This window comes from Burkholderia alba (assembly GCF_034721475.1).
GTDB classification, from domain to species: domain Bacteria; phylum Pseudomonadota; class Gammaproteobacteria; order Burkholderiales; family Burkholderiaceae; genus Burkholderia; species Burkholderia alba.
This window is the reverse complement of record NZ_JAWJWL010000021.1, coordinates 29,159-44,371: the sequence shown is the minus strand read 5'-3', so window position 1 is coordinate 44,371 and position 15,213 is coordinate 29,159. Positions and strand designations below refer to the sequence as shown.

13 protein-coding genes are annotated in these 15,213 nt (G+C 70.1%); 6 read left to right on the top strand and 7 right to left on the bottom strand.

Annotation, left to right across the window (positions count from 1 at the left end; translation table 11 throughout):
• Nucleotides 1–41 precede the first annotated feature (41 nt).
• Nucleotides 42–1,631, bottom strand: coding sequence for a Na+/H+ antiporter (locus tag RZR99_RS22775; RefSeq protein ID WP_323122035.1), 1,590 nt, complete (start codon nt 1,629–1,631; stop codon nt 42–44).
• Nucleotides 1,632–1,925: 294 nt separating this feature from the next.
• Between RZR99_RS22775 and RZR99_RS22770 the strand changes: the two genes are divergently transcribed.
• Complete coding sequence (locus tag RZR99_RS22770) at nt 1,926–2,267, top strand: hypothetical protein (protein WP_323122034.1); 342 nt, start codon at nt 1,926–1,928, stop codon at nt 2,265–2,267.
• Between the two features lie 6 nt (nt 2,268–2,273).
• Here the strand turns inward: RZR99_RS22770 and RZR99_RS22765 are convergent, their stop codons facing one another.
• A complete protein-coding gene (locus RZR99_RS22765; RefSeq protein WP_323122033.1) occupies nt 2,274–3,566 on the bottom strand; it encodes a DUF445 domain-containing protein in 1,293 nt (430 codons plus the stop codon).
• A gap of 223 nt (nt 3,567–3,789) precedes the next feature.
• On the opposite strand from RZR99_RS22765, the gene RZR99_RS22760 reads away from it, so the two are divergent.
• From RZR99_RS22760 to RZR99_RS22745, 4 genes are all read left to right on the top strand, one after another.
• A complete protein-coding gene (locus tag RZR99_RS22760; RefSeq protein ID WP_323122032.1) occupies nt 3,790–4,698 on the top strand; it encodes a LysR family transcriptional regulator in 909 nt (302 codons plus the stop codon).
• A 305-nt stretch (nt 4,699–5,003) separates the two neighbouring features.
• Nucleotides 5,004–6,605, top strand: coding sequence for an MFS transporter (locus RZR99_RS22755; RefSeq protein ID WP_323122031.1), 1,602 nt, complete (start codon nt 5,004–5,006; stop codon nt 6,603–6,605).
• A gap of 17 nt (nt 6,606–6,622) precedes the next feature.
• Nucleotides 6,623–7,696 (top strand): HlyD family secretion protein, encoded by a 1,074-nt coding sequence (locus tag RZR99_RS22750; protein ID WP_323122030.1) that lies wholly within the window; start codon nt 6,623–6,625, stop codon nt 7,694–7,696.
• Nucleotides 7,693–9,228 (top strand): efflux transporter outer membrane subunit, encoded by a 1,536-nt coding sequence (locus RZR99_RS22745; RefSeq protein ID WP_323122029.1) that lies wholly within the window; start codon nt 7,693–7,695, stop codon nt 9,226–9,228. Before RZR99_RS22750 ends, RZR99_RS22745 begins: the two co-directional genes overlap by 4 nt.
• 32 nt (nt 9,229–9,260) lie before the next feature.
• Here RZR99_RS22745 and RZR99_RS22740 read toward each other — a convergent pair whose 3' ends face one another.
• Together RZR99_RS22740 and RZR99_RS22735 are read right to left on the bottom strand one after the other, a co-directional pair.
• Nucleotides 9,261–10,583, bottom strand: coding sequence for an MFS transporter (locus RZR99_RS22740; protein ID WP_323122116.1), 1,323 nt, complete (start codon nt 10,581–10,583; stop codon nt 9,261–9,263).
• A gap of 248 nt (nt 10,584–10,831) precedes the next feature.
• Entirely contained in the window at nt 10,832–11,365 is a 534-nt protein-coding gene (locus RZR99_RS22735) for a GNAT family N-acetyltransferase (protein WP_323122028.1), read from the bottom strand.
• 127 nt (nt 11,366–11,492) lie between these two features.
• Here RZR99_RS22735 and RZR99_RS22730 point away from each other — a divergent pair, with 127 nt between their 5' ends.
• A complete protein-coding gene (locus RZR99_RS22730) occupies nt 11,493–13,136 on the top strand; it encodes a phospholipase D family protein (RefSeq protein WP_407655489.1) in 1,644 nt (547 codons plus the stop codon).
• Between the two features lie 18 nt (nt 13,137–13,154).
• On the opposite strand, the gene RZR99_RS22725 is transcribed toward RZR99_RS22730, so the two are convergent.
• The 3 genes from RZR99_RS22725 to andAb all read right to left on the bottom strand — a co-directional run bounded on the left by RZR99_RS22725 (nt 13,155) and on the right by andAb (nt 15,211).
• Entirely contained in the window at nt 13,155–13,571 is a 417-nt protein-coding gene (locus RZR99_RS22725; RefSeq protein WP_323122027.1) for an HIT family protein, read from the bottom strand.
• 103 nt (nt 13,572–13,674) lie between these two features.
• The gene (andAa, locus tag RZR99_RS22720) at nt 13,675–14,895 is read right to left on the bottom strand and encodes an anthranilate 1,2-dioxygenase system ferredoxin--NAD(+) reductase (RefSeq protein WP_323122026.1); all 1,221 of its coding nucleotides are present in this window, start codon (nt 14,893–14,895) and stop codon (nt 13,675–13,677) included.
• Nucleotides 14,885–15,211, bottom strand: coding sequence for an anthranilate 1,2-dioxygenase ferredoxin subunit AndAb (gene andAb / locus RZR99_RS22715; RefSeq protein WP_323122025.1), 327 nt, complete (start codon nt 15,209–15,211; stop codon nt 14,885–14,887). The genes andAa and andAb overlap by 11 nt, the downstream gene beginning before the upstream one ends.
• Nucleotides 15,212–15,213: the final 2 nt, after the last annotated feature.

Here is a 15,213-nt window from a genome sequence, read left to right as displayed (position 1 = left end):
GACACCCGGGCCGGCGCGATGCCGCTGCCCGGGTCCGCTCGTCACGCCGGCCCGCCCTTCGCATGCTGGGCGGAGATTTCCTGCAGGTCGAGATCGCGTTCGAGCATGTGCAGCATCTCGTCGTGAATCCGGCCGGAGCGATGCAGGCGCAGCAATTCGATCCGCCCCGCGGCGATCGCGGCGAGCACGACGTCGTAGTGCGCGTGGCGCTCGCTGGCCGGAAACGCCGGTTCGTCCTTGTAGCGCTCCGTCACGCTCGCGCGGTACGAATACTGTTCGAGCAGGCGCGGATGGATCACGTTGCCGTCGGCATCGCGCACGAGCGGCTGGATCGCCGCCAGTTGCGCCGCTTCGACATGGGCCCAGGTCTGCGGTTCGTTCAGGTGGTGCGACGCGTGCGGTTCGGCATCGCGCAACCGGAGCAGCCGGATCAGCGGGCCGATCGTCGTGCCCTGCAGCAGCACGGTGACGAGGATCACCGCGAACGATGCGACGAGAATCAGATCGCGGCCCGGCATCTCCTCCGGCAGCGACAGCGCGATCGCCAGCGTGACGACCCCGCGCATGCCCGCCCAGCTCATCACCGTGGCCGCTTTCCAGTCGGCGCGGCGACTGCCGCCCGCCAGACGCGTCGGCAGCTTCAGCACCTCGACCGCGAAGATCCACACGAAGCGCGAGCCGATCACCGCGGCGAGCACCGCGAGGATCGCCGGCGCCATCGTGCCGAGCACTTCGCCGAGACCGCCGAGGCGCACGATCACGCCGCGCAGCGACAGCCCGATCAGCACGAACACCAGCGCTTCCAGCAGGAATACGATCACCTGCCAGAACGCGGTGCCGCGCGTGCGCACCGCGGCCGAAAACACCTCGTGCTGGTGCCAGCCGAGCACCATGCCCGCCGTGACGGTCGCGATCACGCCCGACACCTCGCACATTTCGCCGACGATGTAGCTGATCCACGCGGCGATCACCGCGGTGGTGATCACCAGGTAATCGTCCTGCAGCAGCTTCAGGAACTTCACCACCAGCCAGCCGACGATGAAGCCGACCGCGACACCGCCGATGCCCAGTTCCGCGAAGCGCACCACCGCATGCTCGAAGCTGAACGCGCCGGTCAGCGCCGCCGCGACCGCGAAGCGGAACAGCACGAGGCCCGCCGCATCGTTCAGCAGGCTTTCGCCTTCGAGCAGCACCATCAGCCGGCGCGGCAGCGCGACGCGTTCGAGCACCGCCTTCGCGGCGACGGCATCGGGCGGCGACACGATCGCGCCGAGCGCGAAGCATGCGGCCCACGGCAGGCCCGGCGCGACGAGATGCACGGCGACGCCGACGGCGAGCGTCGTGAATACCACCGCGCCGATCGCGAGCAGCATGATGCCGCCGAGATTGCGCTTGAACTCCTCCCACACCGAGAAGTACGCGCCGTCCATCAGCAGCGGCGGCAAAAACACGATCAGCACGAGATCCGGATCGAGATTGATGGGCGGCAGCCCCGGGATGAACGCGATGCCCGCGCCGCCGACCAGCAGCGCGGCGGCGGGCGGCAGCCTGAGCCGCTTCGCGAGCAGCTCGAGCGCGATGATCGCGAGAAAGGAAAGCAGGACCAGCTTGAATGCCGCCACGGGAGACATGTATTCGCCTTCACGGTAGAGGGTTCGCGGCGGCCGGCGCCGCCGATCGCGGGATTACAACATGCCGATTTATATTGCGTCGAGCTTTCGATTGTCAAACTCGGTCATGCCGCGCCGGCGCCGCCCGAGGCATTTCGTCATCCTCAGCGCATCCCCGGCGCGAAAACCGGAGACGCCGATGCATCAATCTCGCCGCCCGCCGACGCGCGCGTTTCGTGTTTTTTTGTCATTGCCACGCAAAATCCGTGTGACAGGGCTTCCAGCGATGCGGGGAAACAAGGCATTCTATAGACCGTGCGCGAAGGCGCGCACCCTCTCGACCACTCACGTTGCCGCGCATTCGAGCGCCACTCACAGGAGAATCCCGCAATGCGTTCGGCGTTGATCATCGGAGCCGGGTTCGCGCTGTTGATCGCGAGCCTGTTCATTTCCCGCTCGATCGGAAATCAAGACGGCCGCGCGTTCGGCACCGCGGCGTCGTTCTTCATTCCCGTCTGGTTCGTGATCTCGGCCGCGAACATGTTCGTCGGTGTTTACCGGGCCGGTTACACGTTTAGCGACGAGTTGCCGATTTTTGCGCTGATCTTCCTGCTGCCCGCGATCGCCGCGGCGGCGATCTGGTGGCGGTACCGCTAGCCGCGCCTATCGCCATTGCGGCAATGCGCCGGCCCAGTGCGCCGCGCACGACACCAGATACAGGCCGAGCCCGACCAGGCCGCCCACCAGCGTGCCGTTGATCCGGATGTACTGCAGATCCTTGCCGATGTTCAGCTCGATCTGACGGGACATCTCGCGATCGTCCCAGTTGCGCACCGTATCGCTGATATGCCGGGTCAGGAACACGGCGAATTCCGGCGCCATCTCGCCCGCCGCCTTCTCCACGTGCTCGTTCATCGATGCGCGCAACGCCGGGCTGGCCGCGAGCCGCCCGCCGAGCCAGCCGCCCAGCGCCGCCGCCTGCCGGTGCAGCATCGAATCGTCGCGCGCGAGATCGGCCTTGAGCCACGCCCGCAACTGGTTCCATAGATCCTTCGCATACAGATTGAAAGCCTGGCCGTCGCGCACGTAGCGCTTGATCTCCTCGCCCTTCTCGATGAACGCGGGATCGTGCCTGAGCCGCTCGACGAGACGCGCGGCGGCCGCGTCGAAGCTGCGCCGCAGCTGGTGGCCGGGATCGTCGGCGATCTGCGTGAGCACCCGGCTCACCGCGTTCGCGATCAGCTCCGCGCCGTGTTCGCCGAGCCAGCTGGTCGGCATCAGCCGTTCCGCCTTCGGGTATTCGCCCTTGAGCCAGTCGACGATGTAGCCGGCGATCACGCCGCGATTGTCCGGATCGCGCAGCACCGCCACCAGTTGCGCGATGCCGTCGTCGAGCAGCGCCTGATGGCGGCCGTCCTTCGTCAGCGTATCGAGGACCGCGCCCGACGATTGCGACAGGTCGACCTTGTCGAGCGCCGTGCGGAACGCATCCCTGACGAACGACTGAATGCGCGCGTCGTCCGTCATGTCCAGCGCGAAATCGAACAGCTTCACCGCATAGCCGCCCAGCAGCGCGGTATTCGCCGGCGCGGTCAGCCACTGCGCGAGCCGCGCGGCCGGATCGTGCCGCTTCAGCAGCGCGACGAGCGACCCGGGGTCGAGAAACTTCTCGCGCACGAATACGGCGAGATTGTCGGCGATCTTTTCCTTGTGGTTGGGAATGATCGCCGTATGCCGCGACACGAACGGGATCGGCACCCGCCGGAACAGCGCGACGACGGCGAACCAGTCGGCAAGCGCGCCCACCATCGCCGCCTCGGCGACGGCCTTCGCGCCGTCGACCCACACGCCGCGCGGCAGGACGAGCGTCACGACGAACACCGCCGCCGCCGCGAGCAGCAGCCCGAGCGCGCGGCGCTTGCTGTTTCTGAGTTCGAGTTCTTTCGGGTCGGACATGCGGATCGTGGCACCTGGGTTGGACGAGCGGGCGGCGCCTCCCGCGGACATCGGCATGCGGCGTGCCGGCGCGGCACCGGTCCGTCGTACCGCCGTCGTGCGCACCGCATCGCGCCAGAAGTTAGCATGCCGCCCGGAAAGCCGACAGGGGCCACGGCGGCGAACGGCCCTACAATCTTTCATTATTGCAAACATCCGGACCGCCACGGCCGCGTCACGACCCATGCAGACTCCCGACCTGAATCTCCTCGTTGCCCTCGATGCGCTGCTGCAGGAAGGCTCGGTGGTGGGCGCCGCGCAGCGCATGGGATTGAGCGGACCCGCGATGAGCCGCACGCTCGCGCGCATCCGCGCCGCCACCGGCGACCCGATCCTCGTCAAGGCTGGCCGGCGCATGGTGCCGACGCCGCGCGCGCTGGCGCTGCGCGACGACGTGCGCGGCTCGGTGGATACCGCGCGCCGGCTGCTGCGACCGGAACGCGAACTGGATCTGGCGACGCTGGACCGGCGCTTCAACCTGCACGCGAACGACACCTTCACCAGTTCGTTCGGCGGCGAACTGCTCGACCACGTGCGGCGCGAAGCGCCGCGCTCGGTGCTGCGCCTCCTGCCCGAGAACCACACCGAAGACGACGTGCTGCGTGAAGGGCATGCCGACCTCTACATCAGCGTGATGCGGCCGATGGGCGCGGACTTCCACGTGCAGGCGCTGTTCACCACCCACTTCGTCGGGCTGGCGCGCGAGGACCATCCGATCTTCGACGGCGCAATCACGCCGCAACGCTTCGCCGCCTTCGACCATATCAGCGTGTCGCGGCGCGGCCGCGCATCGGGTCCGATCGACCGCGCGCTCGACGCGCTCGGCCTGAAGCGCACCGTATCGCTGGTGGTGCCGACCTTCTACTCGGGGGTGTTCGCACTCTGCTCGTCCGACCTCGTGCTCGCGCTGCCCGAGCACGTAGTCCAGGGCGTGCGCGCGATGGGCGTGCGGGTCCGCGCGTTCGGCCTGCCGATTCCGCTCGAGAAGATCGCCATCGTGCAGGCGTGGCACCCCCGCTTCCATAGCGACGCGGCGCATCAGTGGCTGCGCCGGACCATCTGGACCGCCTGCTCGCGAGGGCGTGTCGCCTAGGCTCCGTTCACGCCGATGTCCGGTTCGACCGGGCGCAGCGCCGCCCCGGAGGCGGGCCCCTTGGAGGACAGCCGGCCGCGCGCATTCGCCGGCCCGTTGCCCGCGTGAGCGGAGCCCGGCGAAAAGCCCGCCGGCCACGCGTTCCCTCCGTCCGGCAGTGCGCCGGACGCACTGCAGCCGTACGCCGCGCGGCGTGTCCGAATCGCGCGGCCGTCTCTAGACTGGCGTCATCGCAACGCTTACGGAGTACGGCGCATGTTTCCCCTTCCGGTGTTCCGCGTCGGCGCGTCGCGCGGGATCACGGCGTGACGGCCGCGCTCGCGCCGCCGCTTGCCCCCACCGCCCGGCAGTCGCCCCGTTCCGCGCCGCCGGCCTTCGGCGCACGAATCGCGCTCGGGCTCGGCGGCGTGCTGCTCGCGGTGATGTGCGCGCAGATCAACGACCGGGTCACCGCGGCGGCGATGCCCGACCTGCGCGGCGCGCTCCATATCGGCCACGACGAAGGCAGCTGGCTCACGTCGCTGTACGACGCAACTCAGGTGTCGGCGATGATGTTCGCGCCGTGGTGCTCCGCCACCTTCTCGCTGCGCCGCTTCACGATCGCCGCGCTCGCGGTGTTCGCGCTCCTCGGCGCGCTGTGTCCGTTCGCGCCGAACGTCGCCGCGCTGGGCATGCTGCGCGCGTTGCAAGGCTTCGCGGGCGGCTGCCTGCCGCCGATGCTGATGACGGTGGCGCTCCGCTTCCTGCCGCCCGGCATCAAGCTCTACGGCCTCGGCGCCTATGCGCTCACCGCGACCTTCGCGCCCAATCTCGGCACGCCCCTCGCCGCGCTGTGGGTCGACCACGCCGGCTGGCGCTTCGTGTTCTGGCAAATCGTGCCGCCGGCGCTGCTCGCGATCGGGCTGGTCGCCTACGGCGTTCCGCAGGATCCGATGCGGCTCGAGCGTTTCCGCCAGTTCGACTGGCGCGGCGTGCTGCTCGGCTTTCCCGCGATCACGCTGCCGGTGCTGGCGCTCACGCAAGGCGACCGCCTCGGCTGGACGGACTCGCCGGCCATCGTCGCGATGTTCGCCGCGGGCGGCATCGCGATGGCGCTGTTCCTGATCAACGAATGGTTTCATCCGATGCCGTTCTTCAAGCTGCAGTTGCTCGCGCGCCGCAACCTGACCTACTCGCTGATCACCCTGGGCGGAGTACTGGTGATCCTGGTCTGCGCACCCGGCGTGCCGTTCGGTTATCTGGCCGAGGTACACGGCTACCGGCCCGCGCAAAGCGCATCGCTCGCGCTCTGCGTCGCGCTGCCGCAGCTCATCGCGTTGCCCGTCGTCACGGCGATCTGCAACCTGCGGCGCGTCGACTGCCGCTGGGTGCTCGCGGGCGGACTCGGGCAGATCGCGCTGTCGTGCGCGGCCGGCACCCTGTTGACCGCCGACTGGCAGCGCGAGAACTTCTACCTGCTGCAAGCGCTGCAGGTGTTCGGCCAGCCGATGACCGTCGTGCCGCTGCTGATGCTCGCGACCGACGGCATGACGCCGCTCGAGGGTCCGTTCGCCTCCGCGTGGTTCAACACCGTCAAGGGCTTCTCCGTGGTCGTGGGCGGAGCCGTCGCCGAAGGTTTCGTGACGATGCGCGAGCATCTGCATTCGGCGCACCTCGTCGATCGGCTCGCGGCGCATCCACAGGCGCTCGCGCTCGCGCAGTACGACCTGGCGAACCGGCTCGGCCTCGACCGAGGCGCGCTGCTCGCGCTGCTCGACCGGCGCGTCCGCGCGCAGGCGCTGGTGCTGGCGTCGGCCGATACCTACTGGCTGATGGTCGCGCTCGCCGTCGCGCTGATCGCGCTGATCCCGTTGTGTCCCACCCGGGTCCATCCGCCCGGTGCAATCGCCACGCCGTCCGCACCATGAAGCTTGAAGGCTCTTCCATGTCCGCATTGAAATCCAGAAAAGGCGCCGCGTACGCCGCCGGCGGCATCGTGCTGTCCGGCGCGCTCGTCGCGCTGACCGGCATGATCCGTCCGTCGTCCGACCCGTCGACCGACGACGCATTCGTGACCGCCGACTTCACGATCGTGAGCCCGCGCGTCGCCGGGCAGATCAGCATCCTGGCGGTCGAGGATAACCAGACGGTCTCGAAGGGGCAGTTGCTTGCCCGGCTCGACGATCGCGACTACGCCGCGGCGGTCGCGGCGGCGCAAGCCGACGTGGCGATCGCCGAGGCAGCGCTCGACCACGCATCGACACGCCTCGTGCAGCAACGCGCGCTGATCGACCAGGCCGCCGCCGCGCTATCCGCCAGCCGCGCCAGCCATACCTTCGCGCAAGCGGATCTCGAACGCTACGCCGATCTCGCGAAACACGGCGCCGGCAGCACGCAGAACGCGCAGCAGGCGCGCTCCCGCGCGGACATGTCGCAAGCCGACGTCGCGCGCAGCACGGCCGGTCTCACCACGGCGAAACAGCAGACCGACGTGCTGCTCGCGGAGCGCGCGCGCGCACAAGGCGCGTTGCAACGCGCGCACGCCGCGCTCGACGCGGCGCAACTCAGCCTGTCCTATACGCGCATCGTCGCGCCGGTCGACGGCACGGTCGGCCAGCGGGCCGCGCGGATCGGCGCGTACGTGACGCCGGGCAGTCCGCTGCTCGCGGTGGTGCCGCTGCGCCACGCCTATGTCGTCGCCAACTTCCAGGAGACCCAGCTGACCGACGTCCGGTCCGGACAGCAAGCCGACGTTCGCGTGGACACCTATCCCGGCCGAGTCTTCCACGGTCGCGTGGACAGCATCGCGCCCGCGACCGGCACGACCTTCGCCGCTATCGCGCCGGACAACGCGACCGGCAACTTCACCAAGGTGGTCCAGCGGATCCCGGTCAAGATCGCGTTCGATCCGGAGCAGGACGGACTCGACCGGTTGCGCGCGGGCATGTCCGTCGATGCGGAGATCCATACCGGCTCGCCCTCGCGCGGCGCGCCGGAGACCGGAGGAACGGCGCGATGAAGCCGCGGCTCCAGACGCTCGCGTTCGCACTCGGCCTGGGCGCGGCCGGCCTCGCGGGTTGTACCGTCGGCCCAGACTTCCATCGGCCGGATGCCGCGGCGCCGCGGCACTGGACCGCGGCCGGCCGGGACGCGGATCCGGCGCGCAGCCGGATCGCGGCGGGCGCACTCGATCCGCAATGGTGGAACGCGTTTCACGACGACGTGCTGACGTCGCTGATCCGGCGCGTCACGGTGTCGAATCTCGACGTGCGGACCGCCACCGCGCGGCTGCTGCAGGCGCGCGCGGCGCGCCGGATCGCCGGCGCCGACACGCTGCCCGCGCTCGACGGCACCGCGTCGTACCTGCATGCGCGTTCGAGCCAGCGCGGCCTCGTCGACATCTCCGGCCTGAACGGTCAGGCCGACTACAACGTCTGGCAACCGGGCTTCGACGCGTCGTGGGAAATCGATCTGTGGGGACGCGTGCGCCGGCAGACGGAATCGGCCGACGCCGCGGTCGACGCGAGCGAGGATGCGCGCCGCGACATGCTGGTGTCGGTGCTCGCGGAGACCGCGCGCGACTATGTGCAGCTGCGCGGCGTCCAGGCGCAGCAGGCGATCCTCCGCGACAACCTCGACATCGCGCAGCACAGCCAGCGCCTCACGCAGGTGCGTTTCGCGGACGGCGTCGCAACGCAGCTCGACGTGGCCGAGGCAACCGCTCAAGTGAAGGCGATCGAAGCGCAGGCGCCGTTGCTCGACCACCAGCTGACCCGGCTCGTCAACGCGCTCGGCTATCTGCTGGACGCACCGCCGCGCGCGCTCGACGACGAACTGCGCCGGGCCGCGCCGATTCCGGCCGTGCCGCCGGAGGTGCCGGTCGGACTGCCGTCCGAGCTGGCGGAGCGGCGGCCGGACATCCGGCGCGCCGAAGCGCGTCTGCACGCCGCGACTGCCGACATCGGCGTCGCACGGGGCAGCTTCTACCCGCGCATCACGCTGTCGGCCAACCTCGCGCTGCAGGCAACGCATGTCGGCGATCTCGGTTCATGGGATGCGCGGATGTTCGGCATCGGGCCCGCGCTCAGCGTGCCGATCTTCGAGGGCGGCCGCCTGAAAGGCATGCTGGCGCTGCGCAGCGCGCAGCAGCAGGAAGCGCTGCTCGACTTCCGGCGCACAGTGCTGTCGGCGTGGCACGAGATCGACAACGCCATGGACGATTACGCCGCACGGCAGTCCAACAGCGTCCGGCTCGGCGAAGTGGTCGACCAGGACCGCATCGCGCTCGAACAGGCGCGGCGCCGGTACGTCACCGGCGCGGCCGACTTCCTCAACGTGCTGACGGCCCAGCAGGCGTTGCTGAAAACCCGGCAGGCGCATGTCGACAGCACGACCGAAGTGTCGCTGGCGCTGATCGGTTTGTTCAAGGCGCTGGGCGGCGGCTGGGAGCGCACCTTTCCGGCGGCGGCCACGCCGCCCCCGCACGGCGGCGACGCGCGATCCCGCCAGTCGGCGGCACCCGCGCGAATCGCGCGGGCGGACATGCGCTGACCGCCCCGCGTTCGTCACGCGCCACGCCGCGCCTACCGCGACGGCTCGCCCCGCATCGCCACGCCGGCCGGCGGCTTGCGCTTGCCCGGATGCGTCTCCGGCATCCGCCAGTACACCGCCAGCGAAATCGCCGCGCACGCGGCGACGTACCAGAAGAACATCGCTTCGCTGCCGCTCGCCTTGAAGCGCAGCGCGACGAACTCGGTCGTGCCGCCGAGGATGGCCGTCGTCAGCGCGTAGGGCAACCCGACCGCGAGCGCGCGGATCTGCGGCGGGAACAGCTCCGCCTTGACGAGCATGTGCACCGACGTGAAGCCGCTCAGCACGACCAGCCCGGCGAACACCAGCGCGAACACGGCGAGCGGATCGTGCACGCGGCCGAGCGCCGCGAAGATCGGCACCGACAGCGCGGTGCCGCCGATTCCGAACCAGAGCAGCACCGGCCGCCGCCCGACGCGATCGGACACGAGCCCGAACAGCGGCTGCAGCGGCATGTACAGCAGCAGCGCCAGCGTGCAGATCCAGGTCGCCGTCTCCTTGCGCAGGCCGACCGAATTGACCAGATATTTCTGCATGTAGACGGTATAGGTGTAGAACGCCACGGTGCCGCCGATCGTGATGCCGATCGCGAGCAGCAGCTGGCGCCAATGGGTCAGCAGATCGGCCGATACGCGGGGCCGGGCGGCCCGCGCGCGGCTTGCGACGAACGCCTCGCTTTCGACGACGTTGCGCCGCATGTACAGCGCGAACAGCGCCAGCACCCCGCCCACCGCGAACGGAATCCGCCAGCCCCAGCGCTCGATGTCATGCGTGCCGGCGAACAGCCGCTGCATCAGCAGCATCAGGCCGAGCGCGAGCAGTTGCCCCGCGACGACGCTCACCTGGAGAAAACCGACATAGAACCCGCGCCGCGCCGGCGGCGCGATCTCGCTCAGGTAAGTTGCACTCGTGCCGTACTCGCCGCCCATGCTGAGCCCCTGCAGCAAGCGGGCAGCCACGAGCAGCACCGGCGCGAACACACCGATCGTCGCGTAGCCGGGCGTGATCGCGATCAGCATCGAGCCGGCGCACATCGCCGTGACCGATTTCGTGAGCGCGGCCTTGCGGCCGCACCGGTCCGCATAGAGGCCGATCAGCCAGCTCCCCGCGGGCCGCGCGATGTAGCCGACCGCCGCAATCGCGGCGGTGTTCATCAGTTGCACCGTCGGCCGGTCCGCCGGAAAGAACGACGGCGCGAAGTAGATCGAAAAGATGCTGTAGGCGAGAAAGTCGTACCACTCGATCAGGTTGCCGGCGAGACCGCCGACGATCGAGCCCAGGCGCGGCGGCGTGCCGGCCGGTCCGGATGCGGGCATTGCCACGTTCGTCTCCTGTTGGCGAGCGCGCCCGGATATCGAACGGGGCCTCGCGGGAAGTGATGCGCGGTTCTTCTATGGCTGAGGTACTGCACGGCGGAACGTCGCCGCCAAGCGAAAGGCATCGGACGATCGTGCCGTGCGCGCCGGACCGGCGACGTCCGGCTGAATCGGGGCACGCCGTGCCTTCCCGGCACCCGCGCATCGGGCAGCGCGAACGCGCCCGCCATGCGCGCCCGGAACCGGAATCAGCTCACGGCCGCCAGGAATTTCACCATCAACAGCTCGTCCGCGTAACCGTTCGCGCTCTTCAGCGCGCGCGGCTCGACCCCGTAGAGCGTGAAGCCGAGGCGCTCATACAGCGCACGCGCCGCGTCGTTGCCCTGCACGACGGACAGCGTGACCTGCTCGACCTCGGTGGCCGCCGCCGCGAGCGCGGCCTCGACCAGCGCGGCGGCGAACCCGCGCCGCTGCGCGTGCGGCGCGACATACATGCCCCACAGAAACCCCTTGTGGCGATCCTTTCCGCCGCTCTCCCGCTTGTAGCCGATCATGCCCGCGATCCGGCCGTCGAGATAGACGGCGAACACGCGCGTCGTCGCGACCCGTTCGGCGAAATGCTCGAACGGCCGCGCCGCCTCGATCGCGTAAGTCGAACCGAAGGCGTCGGGCGCGTCGCGCAGCGCGGCCAGCCGGATCGCGCGGTAGTCGGCCGCACAGGCGGTATCGAGCAGCCGGATGTCGACGCCGGCGGGCGGGGATGGAGGCAAGGATGAGGACATGATCGGCCGGATGAGCGAGGATGGATCGATGGTACACCGGGCCCGCGCGGTTGACCCGCGTCGCGCGCGACACCTAGAATGCCAGCACGCGTGGCGCCCGTCCCCGCTTCACCAAGGAGTCCGCAGCGTGCCGGCCCATTCCGTCCGTTCCCGCGCCGCGGCGCGCCGCCTGGCCGTCCCGGCGGGCATTGCCCGGTGCCTCGCCTGCGCCGGCATCGCCCTCGCGCTGCTCGGCGGCTGCGCCGCCCAGCCGCCCGCCACCGCGCTGCCCCGCACCGTCACGCACGCGCTGCCCGCCGATACCGCCACCCCGCTCTCCGACGCACTCGCGGCGCCCGAGCGCGCGCATCCCGGCGAATCCGGATTCCGGCTGCTGCCGGACGGCGCCGAAGCGCTGCAGATGCGCATCGCGCTCGCCCGCGCGGCCACCCGCACGCTCGACATGCAGTACTACATCGCGACCGAGGACACGACCGGCAAGCTGCTGCTCGGCGCCGCGCTGTATGCGGCCGATCACGGCGTCCGGGTACGGATGCTGGTCGACGACCTGAACTTCAAGGACATCGATCAGGTGATGGCATCGCTGAACACGCACCCGAACATCGAAATCCGCGTGTTCAATCCGTTCGGCGCCGCGCAACGCGGCATGTTCGAGCGCACCGCGAACCTGTTCACGCGGATCGACCGCTTCACGCGCCGGATGCACAACAAGGCGATGATCGCGGACAACCAGCTGTCGATCGTCGGCGGCCGCAATCTGGGCGACGAATACTTCAGCGCGAGCCCGACGCTGCGCTTTCGCGATCTCGACGTGCTCGCGGCCGGCCCGGTCACGCATGACGTCTCCGCGAGCTTCGACACCTACTGGGCGAGCAGCAGCGCGTATCCGCTGAGCGCGCTGAATCATCAGCGCTTCGATGCGAAGGATCTCGACACGACGCGCGACGCGCTGCGCGCGCACTGGCGCGCCAACGCGCAGCCGTACGACGCGAAGCCGCTGAACGCGACGCCGCTCGCCGCGCAGATCGCCGGCGACACGCTGGGGCTCATGTGGGCGAGCGCCGAATTCAAGGCCGATTCGCCGGACAAGATCATCGAGCCGAGCGCCGACTATCGCAGCCCGCCGATGCAGCGTCTCATCGAACTGACTCACGATGCGCGCAGCGAATTCCAGGTGTTCTCGCCGTACTTCGTGCCGCACGACGCGGGTGTGAAGGCGCTCGGCGCGTTGACGGCGCGCGGCGTGCGGGTCGCCGTGCTGACCAATTCGCTCGCCGCCACCGACGCCGTCGCGGTGCAGGCGGGCTACGGTCCGTACCGCGTGCCGCTGCTGCGCCACGGCGTCGAGCTGTATGAATACAAGCCGGAGCAGGGGCGCGGCCGCCCCACCCTGTTCGGCTCGCGCTCCCGGGCGAGCCTGCACGCGAAGGCCTATGTGATCGACCGCAGGATTCTCGTGATCGGCTCGATGAATCTCGATCCGCGCTCCGCGCATCTGAACACGGAGCTGGCACTCGTGATCCACAGCCCGGCGATCGCGCGGCAGGCGGCGACGCTGTTCGATCAGGTGACGCAGCCGTCGATCAGCTATCGGGTCACGCTCGAGACGCCGGACCAGCAGGCGGTACCCGGCGCGACCCGTTCGCCGCTCGTCTGGACCGACGTCGAAGACGGCGAGGCGCGGACCTATCGCGTCGACCCGGGCGCCGGCCTGTACCGCAACCTGCTGACGGGGCTGTGCGTGCTGCTGCCGATCGACAGCCAGCTGTGATCCGGCCCGCCCGCGGCGTTACAGCGCGGGGCGGATCCGCACGGCCAGCGCTTCGAGCCGCGCCGCGTCGGCCATCTCGCGCGCATGCATCGCGAGGTCCTGGCCGTGCCAGCGCGGGATCAGGTGGAAATGCACGTGCGGCACCGTCTGGCCCGCCGCCGCGCCGTTGAACTGGCCGATGAACAGCCCGTCCGGCGCCAGCACCTCGCGCAGCGCGAGCGCCACCCGCTTGACGGTCTTCATGCAATCCGCCGCCGCCGCGTCGGACAGCTCGTAGAAGGTCTCGGCCGGCTCCTTCGGCAGCACCAGCGCATGGCCTTCCGATTGCGGCATGATGTCCATGAATGCGAGCGTCGTGTCGGTCTCGCACAATCGGATGCACGGAATCTCGCCGCGCAGGATCTTCGCGAAAATATTGGCTGAGTCGTAGGCCATCAGGGTCTCCCGGTTTGAAAAGCAATCGACAGCAAGGGGTGTCGATTCTTACCGGTCGCGGCCGATCCCGCAAGTCGCAAACGCATGCGGCCTCCCGTGCGCGTCACAGCATCGTGCGCAGCGCCACCGCCGGATCGGCGAGCCGTTGGGGATCGAGCGGCGCGCCCGCCGCGAGCAGCCGCCGGCACGCGCCGATCTCCCGCCCCGCATTGACCGCCGCCGCCGCGCGCAGCACGCCGCCGGCATCGAGCGCCAGCACGCAGAACGGGCCGGACTCGGGATCGCCGCGCAGCACCAGCGTCTGCCCGGCCTCGAACACGCCGAGCGTCTGCAGGTTGCAGTCGTACTGATCGGACCACAGCCACGGCCACTCCGCGTAGGTCTCGTCGCCGCCCAGCAGGTTCGCCGCCGCGACCGCCGGCTGATGCTCCGCGACCTGCCACGACTCGACCCGCAGATGGCGCCCCAGCAGCGGGTTGAAATGCAGCGTCACCTCGCCCGCCGCGAAGATCGCCGGATCGCCGGTGCGGCAGGCGGCATCGACGCGAATCCCGTTCGACGCATCGAGGCCCGCCGCCTGCGCGATTTCGGCGTTCGGTACCACGCCGATGCCGATCACCACGATATCCGCATCGATCGCGCCCCGGCTGGTCTCGATGCGCGCGCCGCCGCGCGGGCCGCGCAGAATGCGCTCCGGCCGCGTGGCGAGGCGAACCTCGACGCCGCGCCGAGCGTGCAGCGCGCACGCGAACGCGCCGATCGCCTCCGGCATCCCGCGTTGCAACAGGCGTTCGGCGGGATCGATCACGGTCACCGCGCAGCCGCGCTGCACCGCCGACGCCGCCACCTCGAGGCCGATGAAGCCGCCGCCCAGCACCGCGACCCGCCGGCCCGGCTGCAACGCGGCGCGCAGCGCGCGCGCATCGGCGACGGTGCGCACGTAGTGGAGCGGCACGCCGTCGTCGACCGGCCCGCCGAAGCGCCTCACCCGCGATCCGGTCGCGATCAGCAGGCGGCCGTACGCGACGTCCGTTCCATCGCTCAAGCGCACGCGCCGCGCGCCGCGATCGATCGCTTCCGCGCACACGCCGAGCCGCAACTCGATGCGCTGCTGCGCATACCACGCGGCATCGCGGATGAACGCGCGCCCCTCGCCTTCGTCGCTCAGGAGCGCATCCTTGGACAGCACCGGCCGGTCGTACGGCAGTTCCGGCTCCGCGCCGATCATCACGATCCGCGCGGTCGCGCAGCGCTCGCGCAGCGCCTCGGCGGCCCGGCGCGCCGCGTGCCCGCCGCCGACGATCAGGTACGGATCAGCCGACATGGATTTCCGCCCGGCCGTCGACGATGCGGATCGGGTACGCGCGCACCGCCTCCGTCACCGGCGCGCAGCGCGGCGCGCCGGTGCGGATGTCGAACAGCCCCTGATGCAGCGGGCATTCGACGCAGCCGTCCTCGACATACCCCTCCGACAGCCTCGCATGGCCGTGCGTGCACAGGTCGTGCAGCGCGAACAGTTCGTCGCCGACGCGGAACACCGCGATCGGCTTGTTGCCGACGACGCGGGCCGCCGGCTCGTCCTCGGAGAATTCGTCGAGCGCGCCCAGCGCTTGCCATTCGGCGACCGTTTCATCGCTCATGG

Bases quoted from the DNA above. Each gene is read 5' to 3' on its own strand.
- RZR99_RS22725 (WP_323122027.1), bottom strand. From the start codon at position 13,571: ATGGCCTACGACTCAGCCAATATTTTCGCGAAGATCCTGCGCGGCGAG.
- RZR99_RS22745 (WP_323122029.1), top strand. From the start codon at position 7,693: ATGAAGCCGCGGCTCCAGACGCTCGCGTTCGCACTCGGCCTGGGCGCG.
- RZR99_RS22765 (WP_323122033.1), bottom strand. From the start codon at position 3,566: ATGTCCGACCCGAAAGAACTCGAACTCAGAAACAGCAAGCGCCGCGCG.
- RZR99_RS22760 (WP_323122032.1), top strand. From the start codon at position 3,790: ATGCAGACTCCCGACCTGAATCTCCTCGTTGCCCTCGATGCGCTGCTG.
- RZR99_RS22735 (WP_323122028.1), bottom strand. From the start codon at position 11,365: ATGTCCTCATCCTTGCCTCCATCCCCGCCCGCCGGCGTCGACATCCGG.
- andAa (WP_323122026.1), bottom strand. From the start codon at position 14,895: ATGTCGGCTGATCCGTACCTGATCGTCGGCGGCGGGCACGCGGCGCGC.
- RZR99_RS22750 (WP_323122030.1), top strand. From the start codon at position 6,623: ATGTCCGCATTGAAATCCAGAAAAGGCGCCGCGTACGCCGCCGGCGGC.
- andAb (WP_323122025.1), bottom strand. From the start codon at position 15,211: ATGAGCGATGAAACGGTCGCCGAATGGCAAGCGCTGGGCGCGCTCGAC.
- RZR99_RS22740 (WP_323122116.1), bottom strand. From the start codon at position 10,583: ATGCCCGCATCCGGACCGGCCGGCACGCCGCCGCGCCTGGGCTCGATC.
- RZR99_RS22775 (WP_323122035.1), bottom strand. From the start codon at position 1,631: ATGTCTCCCGTGGCGGCATTCAAGCTGGTCCTGCTTTCCTTTCTCGCG.